11 protein-coding genes are annotated in these 14305 nt (G+C 63.5%); all 11 read right to left on the bottom strand.

Annotated features, from left to right (window positions below):
* Positions 1-181: 181 nt before the first annotated feature.
* Entirely contained in the window at positions 182-1816 is a 1635-nt protein-coding gene (locus tag R1T44_RS02755) for a sigma-54 interaction domain-containing protein (protein WP_317292521.1), read from the bottom strand.
* Between the two features lie 65 nt (positions 1817-1881).
* Complete coding sequence (locus tag R1T44_RS02750; protein WP_166019638.1) at positions 1882-3339, bottom strand: hypothetical protein; 1458 nt, start codon at positions 3337-3339, stop codon at positions 1882-1884.
* Positions 3340-3414: 75 nt separating this feature from the next.
* Positions 3415-4584 (bottom strand): iron-containing alcohol dehydrogenase, encoded by a 1170-nt coding sequence (locus R1T44_RS02745; protein ID WP_317292520.1) that lies wholly within the window; start codon positions 4582-4584, stop codon positions 3415-3417.
* A gap of 432 nt (positions 4585-5016) precedes the next feature.
* Positions 5017-5991: an ABC transporter substrate-binding protein gene (locus R1T44_RS02740; RefSeq protein WP_317292519.1), complete on the bottom strand. Its 975-nt coding sequence runs from the start codon at positions 5989-5991 to the stop codon at positions 5017-5019.
* A gap of 215 nt (positions 5992-6206) precedes the next feature.
* Positions 6207-6827 carry an HD domain-containing protein gene (locus R1T44_RS02735; RefSeq protein WP_317292518.1) on the bottom strand — a complete coding sequence of 207 codons (621 nt, stop codon included), beginning with the start codon at positions 6825-6827 and terminating at the stop codon, positions 6207-6209.
* On the bottom strand, positions 6824-7966 hold the full coding sequence (gene tmpA / locus R1T44_RS02730; RefSeq protein WP_394805762.1) for a 2-trimethylaminoethylphosphonate dioxygenase: 1143 nt from the start codon (positions 7964-7966) through the stop codon (positions 6824-6826). The genes R1T44_RS02735 and tmpA overlap by 4 nt, the downstream gene beginning before the upstream one ends.
* Positions 7967-8198: 232 nt before the next feature.
* Positions 8199-8822, bottom strand: a complete 624-nt coding sequence (locus R1T44_RS02725) for a Rossmann-fold NAD(P)-binding domain-containing protein (RefSeq protein ID WP_054555228.1) — start codon at positions 8820-8822, stop codon at positions 8199-8201.
* Between the two features lie 118 nt (positions 8823-8940).
* Positions 8941-10290: a TRAP transporter large permease gene (locus R1T44_RS02720; RefSeq protein WP_054555227.1), complete on the bottom strand. Its 1350-nt coding sequence runs from the start codon at positions 10288-10290 to the stop codon at positions 8941-8943.
* Positions 10280-11011: a TRAP transporter small permease subunit gene (locus tag R1T44_RS02715; RefSeq protein WP_107335668.1), complete on the bottom strand. Its 732-nt coding sequence runs from the start codon at positions 11009-11011 to the stop codon at positions 10280-10282. Before R1T44_RS02715 ends, R1T44_RS02720 begins: the two co-directional genes overlap by 11 nt.
* Complete coding sequence (locus tag R1T44_RS02710) at positions 11008-12144, bottom strand: TRAP transporter substrate-binding protein (protein ID WP_225996532.1); 1137 nt, start codon at positions 12142-12144, stop codon at positions 11008-11010. The genes R1T44_RS02715 and R1T44_RS02710 overlap by 4 nt, the downstream gene beginning before the upstream one ends.
* Positions 12145-12595: 451 nt before the next feature.
* Entirely contained in the window at positions 12596-14161 is a 1566-nt protein-coding gene (locus R1T44_RS02705) for a sigma-54 interaction domain-containing protein (protein WP_317292517.1), read from the bottom strand.
* Positions 14162-14305 lie beyond the last annotated feature (144 nt).

Raw genomic sequence — 14305 nt, 5'->3', positions numbered from 1 at the left:
GGCAGGTTTCGGGGGCAAGTCAGAGAGCTTGCCGGCTTCGGGCAAGTTGAAGAGCTGGCAGGTTTCGGTGCCTGAGGCACAAGCTGTGAAAGGAAAGCGGGTACACGCTCATCTAGGGAGGATTGAAGAGGCGAAAAGCGAGGGTCGAGGATGAGTAAAGGCTCGGGCAGCACTGCCGGCTTCAGGGCGTGTGGGTGAACTTCTGCATCTTCTTGACCAGCGTCGACTGGTTGATCCCCAGCGATGCCGCCGCAGCGCGAGTGGTGCGGTGCTTCTCCAGGGCTTGCTCGATCAAGCGCCGCTCCAGAGCTTCGGTATGTTCCTTCAGCGTGCGCTCCGGTGAGCCATCCTCCGGGGCGGTTATCGCGCCGAGTATCATCGAGTCATCCCACCCGGAATTGGCATGCGCCGCAAGATACTCTGCCGGCAGGACATCGGACGTGATCACCTCGTTGGTGGTAGTCACCACGAGGCGCTCCACCAGATTGATCAACTCACGGATATTGCCGGGCCATGCATGGCCGCCCAGCAGTTCGAGCACTTCAGGATCAAGGCGCCGGACCAGTGCATGACGCTGACAGAAATGGCGGAGGTAATGCTGCAGCAGCGGGATCACTTCACTGCGCCGCTCACGCAGCGGTGGCAGCGTGATGGGCACGACACTCAGGCGATAGTAGAGGTCTTCCCGGAAGCGCCCCTCCTTCACCCGAGCAGCCAGATCATGATGTGAGGCGGTCAGCAGACGGACATTGGTGCGCCGAAGCTCTGTCCCGCCGACAGGCATGAAACGCTGCTCCTCGACGACCTTCAACAACTTGGCCTGCAATGAAAGCGGCAGATCACCGATCTCATCCAGGAAGAGCGTGCCACCATTGGCGACGTCCAGAAGCCCCTGCTTGCCACGTGCGTTTGCACCGGTGAAGGCGCCAGGCGCATAGCCGAACAACTCGGCTTCCAGCAGCCCTTCCGGCAAGGCAGCACAGTTGAGCTCAAGGAATACCCCCTCGGCACGCGTGCTGTGCTCGTGAAGATAGCGGGCCAGCAGCGTCTTGCCCGTTCCCGTCTCGCCCTGAATCAACACCTTCACATCAGTGGCAGCCACGCGTTCCGCCAACGCGAAACAGTCGGCAGTAGCGTCACTGGTCACCAGCTCCAGCGACTGTTCATCCGTCCCGGAGCTGACGCTGTAGGTGTCATGCAGAGAGTGCAGTTGACGCAGCTGCTCCTGTGCATGCTTGGCGCGCAGCAGCTCGGTGATATCGCGCACGCTGGTGACCACATGGCTCAAGGTGCCGTCGTGGGCCAGCATCGGGAGACCGCTGACCAATATCTTGCGGCCATCGCGCAGACTCTGCACGAGGGTGACGGGCTTGCCGTCACGGATGACCTCCAATGACACCGACTTGGAGATATACCCCCGGCGCACCAGCTCCTGCATGTGATGCCCCAGCACGTCACTGCGCTTGAGCCCGGTAATACGCTCATAGGCCTGATTGATGGCGACGGTCACGCCACGCCCATCGGTGATATAGACACCGTCATGCAGGGCATCCAGCAATCGCTGGGTCGGCACCTGAGCCAGCAGATCAGACGCCGGATTCGCGCCAACCTCCGTGGCATTCTTCCCGGTTGAGCTGCCCCGCTGATTGGAGAGCGCGAGGCGTTCCTTGAGTTCCGCGGCGGACTCCACCTCCTGACGCGTCAAGACACCGATAACCTCACCACGTGTATCGATGACCTTGACGGCCTCCAGTGACTGGCGCTCCAGCAACGCCAGCGCTGCTTCAAGCCTGAGATCCTGCTCCACGTTCTGCATTGACGACTCCCCCGGCAGAAACCCCCGCGCGCTCAGGCGGCGGGGGGACATGGGGTCACGATACGTCAATGCGAGGACGTCGGGGAGTCTGTCGAAGCGGCACCTGTCGAGGACAGGCTTGCTGTCTTGCTGTCGGCCGGCGCGATATCTGACTTGCCGATATCACGACTGAAGGTCTCATCGATCTCGCCGGAGAAGAAGCGCTTGCCGTAGATCAGCAGACACAGCGCAATGCCGATCCCGAAGGCCCAGGCAGCCCCCTTGATGACCAGTACGGCGGCGATCACCCCGGCAATGCCCAGGTCGCGCTGGCTACGCGCTTCCAGAATGCCCAAGCGCACGCTGACATAGCCCTGGATCAACAGCGTCAGTGCCAATGCTATCCCCAGGATGGGCTGGACCAGACTGACGATGGGCAGCAACAGCAGACCGGTGTTGGTGCCCCAGCGGAATGAGCCCGAGCCACCGAACAGCGAATGCATCGCCTGCTTGCCTTCCTTGTAGCGTTCGACCACCACCACCTGCATGGCAGCCCACAGCGGGCCACACATGGTGACGTCCGGGCCGAAGAGACTCATCAGTGTATTGCGCCCGCCGAAGATCATGTGTGCACGGTTGGCGTCGTAGTCGATCTTCTCGTCGGGGCGGGACTCATCAGCCTCCTCGACCAGTGCCTTGGACTGCAGAACATCGCCGAACAGCACGATATAGGCAGCCAGCACGGTCGGCAGCGCCGTCAGGAACATCGACAGCGGCGGCAAGCCGACACCGAAGACAGTGTACTGGCTGAACATGGTCACGAAATCAGGTTGGCTGAAGCCCCACTGCACATCAGGCCATGCGGCCTCGCCCACCAGCGGAGCGACGACGATCGCCAGCAGGATGATCGGGAAGATGCCCAGCTTGCCGAGATTGCTCCAGAACGGATTCGTGGTCTTCAGCTTGGCGAAATGACGCGAGAAGATGATGTAGAAAGCCAGACCTACCGCGATGCTGATGGTGATGGGATAGGTGTCGAAACGCCCGCCTTCCTTGAAGACCACGCTGATTGCGGCCAACCCCGCGCCCATGATGATGCCAGCCTTGATCGCCGAGGGGATCATGTTGACAACCTTGCTGGCCAGCCCCGTTCGCCCGAGCACGATGGCCAGTATCCCGAGCATCAGCTGGAAGGCAATCAAGGCATGCACCCGCGTCTCCCCCTCCGGGAAGGTCGCCACATAAGCCATCAACAGTGGAATGGCCGGCGTGATCCAGCCGGGAATGACCGGGTCGCCCAGCAGGTGGTGAACCAGATACAGCAGACCATTGAGCATCACGATGGCCAGCGCGGCCTCGAACGGCATGCCCAGGAGCTCCGTCATCAACGGGATGGCGGCGAGATCCACCGCGCACATCAACAGCCCTTGCAGGTAGTCGGGCAGCTCGAAACGGTAGTGCAGGAAGGGAAGACGGATCTTGAAGGGCCCCAGCGCGAAGTAGGGGCTTTCCTCACCGGGCTGGCGGGTTTTCCAGTGGCTCATGATGGCGTTCCTGTTGTTATCGTTATGCATCTTCACCTGTGGTGGAGATGGTGTTCAGAAAGGAGATTCAGCGCTTCAGTAGGCCGCGCGATAGATACTTTCGATATCGGCCTGGCTGAGCTGACGTGGATTGTTGCGCAGCAGGCGTTCGACCTTGAAGGCATCTGCCGCAAGTGAGGGGATGTCCTCTTCGGGGATGTCGAAATGGCGCAGGCCGCTGGGGATGTCCACATCACGACATAGCTTATGTAGTCGCTCGACGACCAGTTCGGCAGTCGCTTCATCCTTGAGCTTGCGATGTGATGTATAGAGGGCCTCCGCAATATCTCGGAAGCGCTCGACACAAGCCAATGCATTCCAGCGCATCACGTGGGGCAACAGCAGCGCATTGGTCACGCCATGTGGCAGGTGGTAGCGCCCACCCAACGGATAGGCCAGGGCGTGCACCGCCCCGACACCGGCATTACCGAACGCCATCCCGGCCAGCAGACTGCCAGTCGCCATGTCTTCACGCGCCTTGAGGTCGGCCGGATTGGCATAGGCCTTGGGCAAGGCCTTGATGATCAGGCGCATGGCCTTGATGGCCAGTGCATCGGTGATCGGCGTGGCGAAATTGGAAAGATAGGCTTCGATGGCGTGGACGAGCGCATCGACACCGCTGGCGGCAGTGACATGTCGGGGGCAGCTCACCGTCAGCTCCGGGGCAACGATGGCGACATCTGGCAGCAAGTAATCATTGACGATGCCTTTCTTCATCCTCGCTTCGGTATCAGACAGAATCCCGATGTTGGTCACCTCGGACCCGGTGCCTGATGTCGTCGGCATGGCGATAAGTGGCGCACCGCGGACACGCGCCTTGTTCTCGCCAAACAGACTCTCGAGATCACCATCATGGGTGGCATACACCGCCACGCATTTGGCGATATCCATCGCGCTGCCACCCCCTACCGCGATCAGGCTATCGCAGCCCCCCTCGCGGTAGCTGCTCATGCAGTCCTCGACGATATGCACTTCAGGTTCGGCGCTGACATCACTGAAGATGCGATAGTCCGTCAGGTGTCCCCTGGACTTGAGGTCATCCAATTGAGCCTTGATCGGCTCCAGTGTTCCGGACCCCAGTACACCAGGGTCAGTGACCAACATCGGCGAATGCATGCCCAGTCGCATGACCTCCTCAGCAAGACGAGTCGAGGCTTGTTGTCCGGTGATCAGACGATTGGCAGATTTGAAGCTGGCGATACTCATGGCGATATCCTTTGGTGTGTGACGAGATGAATCCGCTGACCGCGTCTCTTGTCACTGTGGATAGCAAGCGCCATGCCAGCACCATTCACCTTACAACCTACTGATATTTCTAACATTATTTTCAACCACCCTCCCAAGGTCGCTACACCAATGGTCTAGAGGTGATTCTGTATCGCATCAAATAAGCGCCAATTGGATTCCCTATGGAATCAGAGAAGATGCCTATCATGCTGTGCAGTCGGCGTGGATTGCCTATACCGAAAAGTACGCGGATGACCAGAAGCGCACCCCGCAGAAAGCAGAACAGAGAGCGAAGAGCGGTACACAGACACTGCGCTCCGCGACAGGTCACGCTCTGCAGGAGGCCATGGGCGGGAGCCATCCCTCGGCGCCCGCCCATGCCATCAAGACGGCAGCAAGGCTAGGTCAGCCTCACAGGCTGGCCTTCACGGCGGCCAGGGCATCCTCGCCATCGCGCGTGGTCACGTCGGCGAGAAATTCCGCCAGCCGGTCCGGATTGGCGGCCAGCCAGTCGTGCGCCACCTCATCGAGGTCACGCTCCTTCAGGCTGTAATCGAGGATGAAGCCGCTCTGCTCTTCGGAGCTGAAGACCAGCTGATCGAGGAAGCGGGCGAGGTTGGGATTGGCTTCGGCGTAGGCGGTGCGCACGACGGTCTTGACGTCACTGGCGCCATTGTCGGGGCCGAACACTGACTCCGGGTCTGCCAGGATATGGGTGTCGAATTCAGGCACCATCCAGTGCGGTGTCCAGCCGTAGAAGGCGATCCAGCGTTGCTCGCGCTGGGCGGCACGTACCTCGCTGAGCATGCCGGGCGTCGAGGACTCCATCGCATCCCAGTCGCCCAGGCCATAGACATCATTGTCGATGGCGCCATTGAGCATGTCGCTGACGGTGGAGCCGCTTTCGATGGAGTAGACGGTCTCGTCGAATTGTTCGGCGTAGGCGGCAAGGTCCGCGGCGCTGTGGATGCCAGCCTCGTAGACATAGCCCGGCACCGCGAAGCCCATGCGGGCGCCGGTGACGTTGTTGCCGAGGTCGGTGATCGCGCCGGCGGCCATGGCCGCGTCATAACTGTCTTTCTGTGCAGGCAGCCAGCCAGCGAGGAAGGCGTCGCTGTCGCCGGTGGTCAGGGTGTTGTAGCCGACGGTGGAGCTGACTTCCTGTCGCTCCACGTCGTAACCCAGCGGGGCGAGGATCTGGGCGACGATCTCGCTCTTGACGGTGACGCCGGGCCACGGCGGCACGATCAGCGTCAGCTCGTCATCCTTGTCCTGGGCCGAGGCTGCCAGGCTAGCCGTGCCGAGCAGCAGCGTCGCGAGGGCAAGCAGACCACGGCGGGCGCCGTGCTTCGTCGTACATGTCAGGGGGTACGGGGTGGTGGTCATCGTGTCTTTCCTTGTCGGTTCCGGTCGCGCCGGGCCTTGTTGTTGTCGGGGCTGAAAGGCTTCGTATATGGCGGTCGTCGTGCGTGTCCATCGCTCACGGCGCTGTCGTTGTCGTTGTCGTTGTCGGCGCTTGTGTCTTCTCCGCCCTGCTGCGTCGCTGAATTCGCCGCAAGCAATTGATTCGTTGAAACTTTACCCTCCGGAGGAGTGCGTCTTCAGCGAGCACCGGCCTGCCTGTCCAGGCCCTTCTCAAGTTCTGGCTCCGGCACCAGATCCGGCAAGCCGCCGAAGGGCGCGCGCGCCATCACGCGCTCCAGCATCGGGATGAAATGCTCCAGCGGCAGGGTGTCGTATTCGGGGTCGAAGCTGGTCTGGTCCCACTCGTCACAGAAGCGCACGGTGCGCTCATAGGCGGGATGCCCGGCATGTGCCTCGCGGGCGTGGCGGTCCTGACCGAAGAATTCGCGGTAGTGATAGCCCTGGAACAGCTCGTGATGACGAATCATCCAGGTGTTCAGCGGGCCGATGAACGGCTCGAGGATACCGGCGGCGATCTCGGCATGATTGGCCGGTGCCAGGTCGTCGCCGATGTCATGCAACAGCGCGCAGACCACCATCTCCTCATCGGCGCCGGCGCGCAGCGCGCGGGTGGCGGTCTGCAGGCAGTGTTCGTAGCGATCGACCGGATAGCCGTGGTGATCGCCCTTGAGACGCCCCAGATGTTCAAGCACACGCCGGCAGGCATCGGCCTGATATTCCCGGAAGCGCGCATCGATCAGCGCCCACTCGGCATGCGTGCTTTCCTCGAAACTGCGGAAGCGGGCCTGTTCGCTCATGCGCTGGTCTCCTCATTGGCGAACTGACCGGCGAGCTGATCGGCCAGCAGCAGACGGCGGCTGGCGGTGGAGTCACGATCCACATAGCCCTGGCGCATATGACGGATGCCACCCTCCAGCTGGAAGGCGCTGCGACCATGGAACAGCCGGTAGTTGTCCATGATCAGCATCTGGCCCGGTGCCAGCTTGAGGTGCAGCGTGAAGTCGTCACCGGAGATCAGGCGGTAGAACGCCTGGCGGGCAGCGTAGTAGCGACGCAGGGTCGCGCCGGGCAGCGCCGGCACCCGCTCGGTGCGGTTTGAGAAACGTACCCGGGCGACCTGCCCACGGCTGTCCAGCTCGATCAGCGGGCCTTCGCTTTCCAGGCGCGTGGTGGCGTCGTGATAACGGAAGCCGGGGCTGACGTCTGTCAGGCAGGCGAAGGCCTCGGGGTCTTCACGGCGCAGGTGCTCCGCCGCGCTGAAGCCATCCACCAGCATGCTGTCGCCGCCCTGGGCCGCGTTGCGCAGGCAGTGCAGCCAGATATAGCCCGGAATCGGGTCGCGGTAGGGATTGTCGGTATGCGGCTCCAGCCCGCGCTGGGTCATGGTGAGGTCATAGGCATTGGCGACGGATTTCACGTCGGCGATGCCACCCCAGTTGGTGCGCCGCAGCGGACCGATGCGGTGGATCAGCCCCTGCATGCCGTCCTCCGTGTCCGGCACGCCGCTGACCCGCACGAAGCCGAAGCGCTGCAACTGCTCGAGCATGTCCAGCAAGGCCGCGTCATCCTCCAGTGCTGCGGCGAAGTCGGCCTCGGGCAGCTGGGCGAGACTCCCCTGCCAGAAGGTCATGCCCTGATAGGCCTCACACGGCTGACACTCCGCCAGCAGGGCCGCCAACGAGAAGCTCGCCGCGTGACCGTCACTGAAGGCCAGCGACAGCGTGTCGCCATCCAGTTGTGCCTGAGTCAGGCTCAGGTCCAGCGGCAGGTCCGCCGCCTCGATCAGGCGCTGACCGGTGAGGGAGTCGAGCGTCGTTTCATCGGGACTCCGCTCACGCAGCCAGAGCGCCTCGAGGGTCAGATCGCCCTCGGCGTGGCTCAGATGCAGTTGTTGTCCATGGTCTTTCAGGCTGACGGAATGCGGGCTGCTGGGCACTCGATGATCTCCACGGCTGAGGGAGCGGCACTGTTGTCTTACTGGTCAGGTACCTGCTCGCGGATGCTGGTGCGACGCTGAGTCTCCTTCTACCTTAATCACTTCAGCCAGAGCGGATTGATACAATTGGACGTATATTTGATTAAATTGGCCATATGTCAGACCAGCAGACGACAACAAGCGGCCGTGGCAATGCCACGGCCGCTTGTGTTGTCAAACGTCTGTCGGGAGATCAGTCGCTCAGGTGCAGCACCTGACCATTGAGGGAACGCCCGGCGCCACCGGCCAGAAAGCGCGCGCATTCTGCCACGGCGTCCGGTCGGCTGCCCTCGGGGCACAGCAGATTGGCGCGTACCTTGTCCGGCGCGCGTGATGCTAGCCGCTGGATCAACTCACTCAGCGCCGCCTGTGCCATGGCAGTGCCGTGATGCTCCTGCGAGGATAGCTGCGAGGACAGCGACGAGGACGGCTGCGAGGGCAGCGGTGGTGCCACGGCCAGCAGGCGGCCGCCGTGGCGCAACATGCGTGCACAGGCCGCCTTGAGCAAGGCACCGGGGCCGGCGACCTGCGCGACCAGACAGGCTTCCAGCGACTGCCCGGCCATGGCCTGAGGCGGCATGCAGACCAGCACATCGAGGCGACCGAGACGCGCCACCAGTGTCTCGAAGCAGCCCTCGCCGACCACCTGGCCGAAGCGGTCCGACTGCTCGCCGCCCAGTGCATCCAGCACGCGTTCGAGGTCCGCCGGCGCGGTGCCCATCAGGGCAATGATGGCGCCATCTTCCAGGAAGGTGCGCGCCATGGCCTCCAGCCACTCCCCCTGCCCCGCGATCAATACCCTGCGTCGTGGCAGCATCTCATTCTCCCTGATAGAACCCCGAAGGGTCACCCCTGCGGACCTCACGCCGTATAGCGCTGCTCAGCTCTCTGCTTACCCAGACATCACCTCCCTGTGATGCCCCGAGCGGCGTGTGTCAGGGCATCAGCCCCGGCAGCCACAGCACCAGTGCCGGGAACAGCATGCACAGGATCAGACCCGCCAGCTGCAGGCCGACGAAGGGCAGAATCGAGCGATAGATGGTGCCGATGGACACCTGCCCGGCGGTGATGCCCTTGAGGTAGAACAACGCATAGCCGAAGGGTGGCGTCAGGAAACTCGTCTGCAGGTTGATGGCGACCAGAATCGCGAACCACACCAGCAGCCCCTGGCCGGAAAGCCCGAGACCGAAGTCCAGCGCCTCGACCACCGGCGCCACCAGCGGCAGCACCACGAAGCTGATCTCGATCCACTCGAGGAAGAAGCCGAGCACGAAGATCAGCCCCATCAGCAGCAACAGCAGGCCATAGGGGCCAAGGCCGGTGCCGGTGATGACATCCTCGATCAGGTAGTCACCGCCCAGGCGCTTGAAGACCACCGAGAAGCAGGTCGCGCCGATGACGACGAACAGGATCATCGCGCTCGTGCGCGAGGTATCGCGCAGCGTGTTGCGCAGGGTGGAGAAGGACAGCCCGCCCATCACCAGCGCCAGCAGCAGGCTGCCACCCGCGCCGATGGCCGCGGCCTCGGTGGGCGTGGCGATACCGGTCATGATCGACCCCAGCACCGCGACGATCAGCACCATCGGGCCGAGCAGGTCACGCAGCAGTGCCAGCGGCAGCGGCGTCTTGTCGGTGCCGAGCAGCGACTGGTCCGGCAGCGGTGCCCAGTCCGGGCGCAGCTTGGCGGTGATCAGCAGATAGGCGACGTAGAGCGCGCCGAGCATCAGCCCCGGAATCAGCGCCGCCTTGAACAGCGCCCCCACCGAGATCTGCAGGATGGAGCCCATCAGCACCAGCATGATCGAGGGCGGAATCAGGATGCCCAGGGTGCCGGAGGCCGCGATGACCCCGCAGGCCATCTCGGCCTTGTAGCCCTGCCCCAGCATCACCGGCAGCGCCAGCAGGCCCAGCATGACCACCGAGGCACCGATGATGCCGGTACTGGCGGCCATCACCACGCCCAGCAGCGCCACCGAGACGGCCAGACCGCCATGCACGCGACCGAACAGCCGCTGCAGTGTCATCAGCAGATTGCGCGCCACGCCGGAGCTTTCCAGCATCAGCCCCATGAAAACGAACAGCGGAATCGCGATCAGCAGCCAGTTCTCGATCACGCCACCGAAGATGCGCGAACCGACGGTGCCGAGAAACGGCAGCGGGATGTCGCCGATGAAGGCGAACAGGATGCCCAGCCCGCCGAGCAGAAAGGCCACCGGGTAGCCGGAAAAGATACCGATCAGAAGTGCCACCACCATGGTGATGGGCAAGGCGTATTCAGCGAGCATTGTCATGGCTCCCGTCTGCATGATTCTGGGGTGCCGTGGCGTCGGTGGTCGCTTGCGCAGCATTCTGCTGATCCGCAAGGCCGGCCAGACTGGCAATCTCGTGGTCTTTCAGGCGCTCGGGAGTGCGCGCCGGGTCGAACAGGCAGGCCAGATTCTCGAAGATCTGCCCCAGCGCACCGAGGGCGAGGAACACCAGCCCCGTCGGCAGCATCGCCTTGATCAGGTAACGGTCCACCAGACCGCCATAGTTGGACTTCTCGCCGGACATGTAGGACATGGTGACGAAGTGCTTGGACAGCCAGGCGATCAGCAGGCAGAAGGGAATCAGCATGATGAGGTGGCCGAGGATATCGACCACGGCGCGTCCGCGCGGCGAGAGGCGCTGATAGAACAGGTCGACCCGCACATGCGTATCGCTGTGCAGGGCGTAGGTGCCACCGAAGAGCGTCAGCAGACCGAACAGGTGCCACTGCAACTCGGTGACGGAATTGATGGTGATCGCGGTGCCGAACAGCAGCACGTCGGGCGACCCCCAGTTGGCGATTTCATTGATGCCCAGGGCGTTGAGCGTGACGGTGGTGAGCACGGCCAGGATGATCGCCAGACCCAACCAGCTGGTCAGGCGACCCACCCACAGCCCCAGGCCGACCAGCGGTCGACCCAGGGCGTCACACACCGCCCCGCCCTGTGCCCGCCAGGGCGCAAGGCGGGGGTCGGTCATTGGGCGCTACCCTCGTCAGCGTTGTCTGCCTGCTTCATGGCCATCGGCTGCGGCATGGCCTGCAGCTCGTACCATTCGTCGATCAGTGCGGCGTGCTTCATCAGCGAATCGTAGGCCTTGGCGAAGTCCGGATTGGTCTGCTTCTCTTCGGCCAGCACTTCACCCCAGGCTTCCTGCAGCGCGGTCATCACCGGCTCCGGGAAGCGCTTGACCTCGACACCCTTCTCCTCGAGCTCGTGGATCGCACGTACCTGAGCCGGCGGCGCTTCGGCCATCGCCCACTGCAGGGTCGCGCGGCAGGCAGTCTGGAACTGCGCCTTGCGTTCATCGCTGTAGCTGTCCCACACCTGCTGGTTGATCAGCAGCGAGAACCAGCTGGCGCTCTGGTGCCAACCCGGGAAGTAGTAGTACTTGGCGACTTCATTGAAGCCCATCGCCTGATCGACCTGCGGCACCGAGAACTCGGTGGCATCGACACGGCCACGCTCCAGCGCGAGGTAGATCTCGCTGCCCGGCACCAGCTGAGTCGAGGCGCCCAGCTTGTTGAGCACCTTGGCGCCGAGGCCGGAGATACGCATCGACAGGCCCTTGAAGTCCTCCGGCGAGTTGATTTCCTTGTTGTACCAGCCGCCGGTTTCCTGCGGCGAGATGAAGCACGGCAGCACCTTCACGCCGTAGGGGTCGTAGGCGGCCTGCACAAGCTCGGTACCCTCACCGGCCCACATCCAGGACATGAAGGCTTCCGGGCTCGGGCCGAACGGCAATGCGCCGTAGAGGTTGGTGATCGGCACCGTGCCGGCCCAGTAGCCCATCCAGTCCCAACCAGCCTGCACCGCACCGGAGGAGACGGAGTTGAAGACTTCGAAGGCCGGTACCAGGTCCCCCGGCTCGTGCACGCGCAGGCCGACTTCGCCGCCGGTCGCGCTCTTGAGTTCCTCTGACAGGCGCACGGCACCGGCACCGAGGAAGTTCTTGGTCGAGAAGGTACTGGCGACGTCGAGCTGTTTCGGCCCTTCCGCCTGGGCTGGCGCGGCGGCCATCAAGGTGGTGGTGGCCACGGCCGCCGCAATGGCAGCTCCGAGGCGCAGGCGGCGGGTCGGCGTCGATTGATACGGCGTGGCGTGTTGCGACATGGTGCGGCTCCCTGATTTGTTGTTGTGCTCGCTGGTCGTACGGCTTGTGGCTTGCTGGACATGAGCCACGTTGCAAGATGACGCTTACGTCAACTTACCCGATGACAACGCAAGCGGCTGACCACGCCACAACAACGTCAATGATTTCAGAGAGCTACGAGGGGAAGGTCCGCGCGATGCAACTCACCGCGCCCTGCGCGGCAGTATCGGCTTACGACAGCGTCCGGAAAGCCGGACACTCAGGTCGCCGGGGCTGCGACCAAGGTCGCGCGCTGTCATGAATTCTGTCTACGACTCCAGTCGAATATGCCGATAGAGGAATGCAGACCCCATGCGGGTATGCACGCCGTGGGCTGGCGAGAAACGCAAAGCGTCCGGAATTCCGGTCACTGACCGAGATTCCGGACGCTTTGGCCACTCGTTGGTGGCGGGAAGGTGAAATGCCGGTCGATCAGGGCGTTTCGGCCAACAGGCCATGCCGATTGAGCTTCTCGTAGAGCGAGGACTTGGCGATGCCGAGCTGACGGGCGGCGCGGGTGCGATTGCCCTCGGCGGCGCGCAGCGCGTCCTCGATCAATTGGCGCTCCGCCTGGGCCATCGACTCACGCAGCGTGGCCGGCGTGGCGTTCGATTCCCGGGCGGCTGTGGACGACTCGGACGCTGAAGCGGGTGTGGACAAGTCGCTTTGATGGGTAGCGGCGTGCCGCGCATCGCTATGCCGCGCATCGCTATGCCGCGCATCGCCATGCCGGGCACCGATGGCATCCGGCAGGTCGGTCGGTTGGATATGGCTGCCGCCCAGATAGAAGGCGGCTTCGAGCACGTTTTCCAGCTCGCGTACGTTGCCGGGCCAGTGGTGGGCGCACAGGCGTTCGAGGGCGGCTTCGGAGAGAATCGGCGGGCGGCGACCACTGCGGCGCGCCAGGCGTGACAGCAGATGCGTGGCCAGGGTCGGCAGGTCGTCGCGGCGCTCGCGCAGTGGCGGCACCTTCAAGGGCACCACGTTGATGCGATAGAAGAGGTCTTCGCGGAATTCGCCGCTCTCGACCAGCGCTTCCAGCGGGCGGTGAGTCGCGGCGATGACACGCACATCGACGCTGACCAGACGGGTCGCGCCGACCGCCTCGACCTCGCGGTCCTGCAGTACGCGCAGCAGCTTGGCCTGCATCGCCAGCGGCATGTCACCGACCTCATCGAGAAACAGCGTGCCGCCATCCGCGAGCTGGAACTTGCCGGGCTTGCCGCCGCGCTTGGCGCCGGTGAAGGCGCCTTCTTCATAGCCGAACAACTCCGCTTCCAGCAGGGCTTCGGGAATCGCCGCACAGTTGAGCTTGATGAAGGGGCCCTTGGCACGCGCCGAGCTGCGGTGTAGCGCATGGGCATACAGCTCCTTGCCGGTGCCGGACTCGCCACGGATCAACACCGAGGCGCCGCCGGGGGCGATCTTGCGTACCTTGCAGGCAAGTTCCCGCATGGCCGGCGAGTCGCCGATGATGTCACTCAGTTGCCAGCGCGCGCCGGTGGGGGTTTCCAGCGCCTGACGGTAGTAGTCCACCTCTGCTTCCAGCGCCTGAACCTGAGCATTCACCTGCCGCCATTCCCAGGTGTCGTGGTAGAGCACCGAGCCGATGGCGCCGATCAGCTCGCCATCGCGGAAGATGGGGTAACGGTGGGCAATCATGTGGTGGCCACGAATCAGCTGCAGCTGGGCAAGCTCCGCGCGTCCGCTCTCCAGCACCTCGTGCATGCGGGTGTTCTCGATCACCTCGCTGACATCGCGCCCCAGCACCTCGCTGGCCTCGACGCCGAGAAACTCGGCATAGGGCGCATTCAGAAACTGGATACCGCCCTGGGCATCCACCACCACAACCCACTCCTCCACCGCATCCATCGCGGCACGCAGCAACTCGCGGCGCGCCCGCTCCAGATGAATCGAGGTGGCAGGTAGATCATCACGCAGCGGGGCAGCCATCTTCTCCCCGCCCACCGCACCTGACACAGGCATCTGCTGAGCCATCACCGCTCTCCCTTGGCGTGTCCGGTCATCGTGGGCAGCCGTATCCCTCTGCCACCACACCCGCCGGATCTGATTGTTATGGGCTGCGCCATCACGCAGCCAGCGTCCGGAAAACCGGACGCTGTCTTTCAGCATCGACCTATC

The sequence above is a fragment of the Cobetia amphilecti genome (assembly GCF_032923285.1).
Lineage (GTDB): Bacteria > Pseudomonadota > Gammaproteobacteria > Pseudomonadales > Halomonadaceae > Cobetia > Cobetia amphilecti.
The sequence above is the reverse complement of the archived record's forward strand: the minus strand, read 5'-3'. Positions and strand labels throughout refer to the sequence as shown.

What these genes read in the sequence shown, in the direction of transcription:
- R1T44_RS02710 (WP_225996532.1), bottom strand. Translation starts at nt 12,144, where the DNA reads ATGTCGCAACACGCCACGCCGTATCAATCGACGCCGACCCGCCGCCTG.
- R1T44_RS02745 (WP_317292520.1), bottom strand. Translation starts at nt 4,584, where the DNA reads ATGAGTATCGCCAGCTTCAAATCTGCCAATCGTCTGATCACCGGACAA.
- R1T44_RS02750 (WP_166019638.1), bottom strand. Translation starts at nt 3,339, where the DNA reads ATGAGCCACTGGAAAACCCGCCAGCCCGGTGAGGAAAGCCCCTACTTC.
- R1T44_RS02735 (WP_317292518.1), bottom strand. Translation starts at nt 6,827, where the DNA reads ATGAGCGAACAGGCCCGCTTCCGCAGTTTCGAGGAAAGCACGCATGCC.
- R1T44_RS02715 (WP_107335668.1), bottom strand. Translation starts at nt 11,011, where the DNA reads ATGACCGACCCCCGCCTTGCGCCCTGGCGGGCACAGGGCGGGGCGGTG.
- R1T44_RS02740 (WP_317292519.1), bottom strand. Translation starts at nt 5,991, where the DNA reads ATGACCACCACCCCGTACCCCCTGACATGTACGACGAAGCACGGCGCC.
- R1T44_RS02725 (WP_054555228.1), bottom strand. Translation starts at nt 8,822, where the DNA reads ATGCTGCCACGACGCAGGGTATTGATCGCGGGGCAGGGGGAGTGGCTG.
- R1T44_RS02720 (WP_054555227.1), bottom strand. Translation starts at nt 10,290, where the DNA reads ATGCTCGCTGAATACGCCTTGCCCATCACCATGGTGGTGGCACTTCTG.
- R1T44_RS02705 (WP_317292517.1), bottom strand. Translation starts at nt 14,161, where the DNA reads ATGGCTCAGCAGATGCCTGTGTCAGGTGCGGTGGGCGGGGAGAAGATG.
- R1T44_RS02755 (WP_317292521.1), bottom strand. Translation starts at nt 1,816, where the DNA reads ATGCAGAACGTGGAGCAGGATCTCAGGCTTGAAGCAGCGCTGGCGTTG.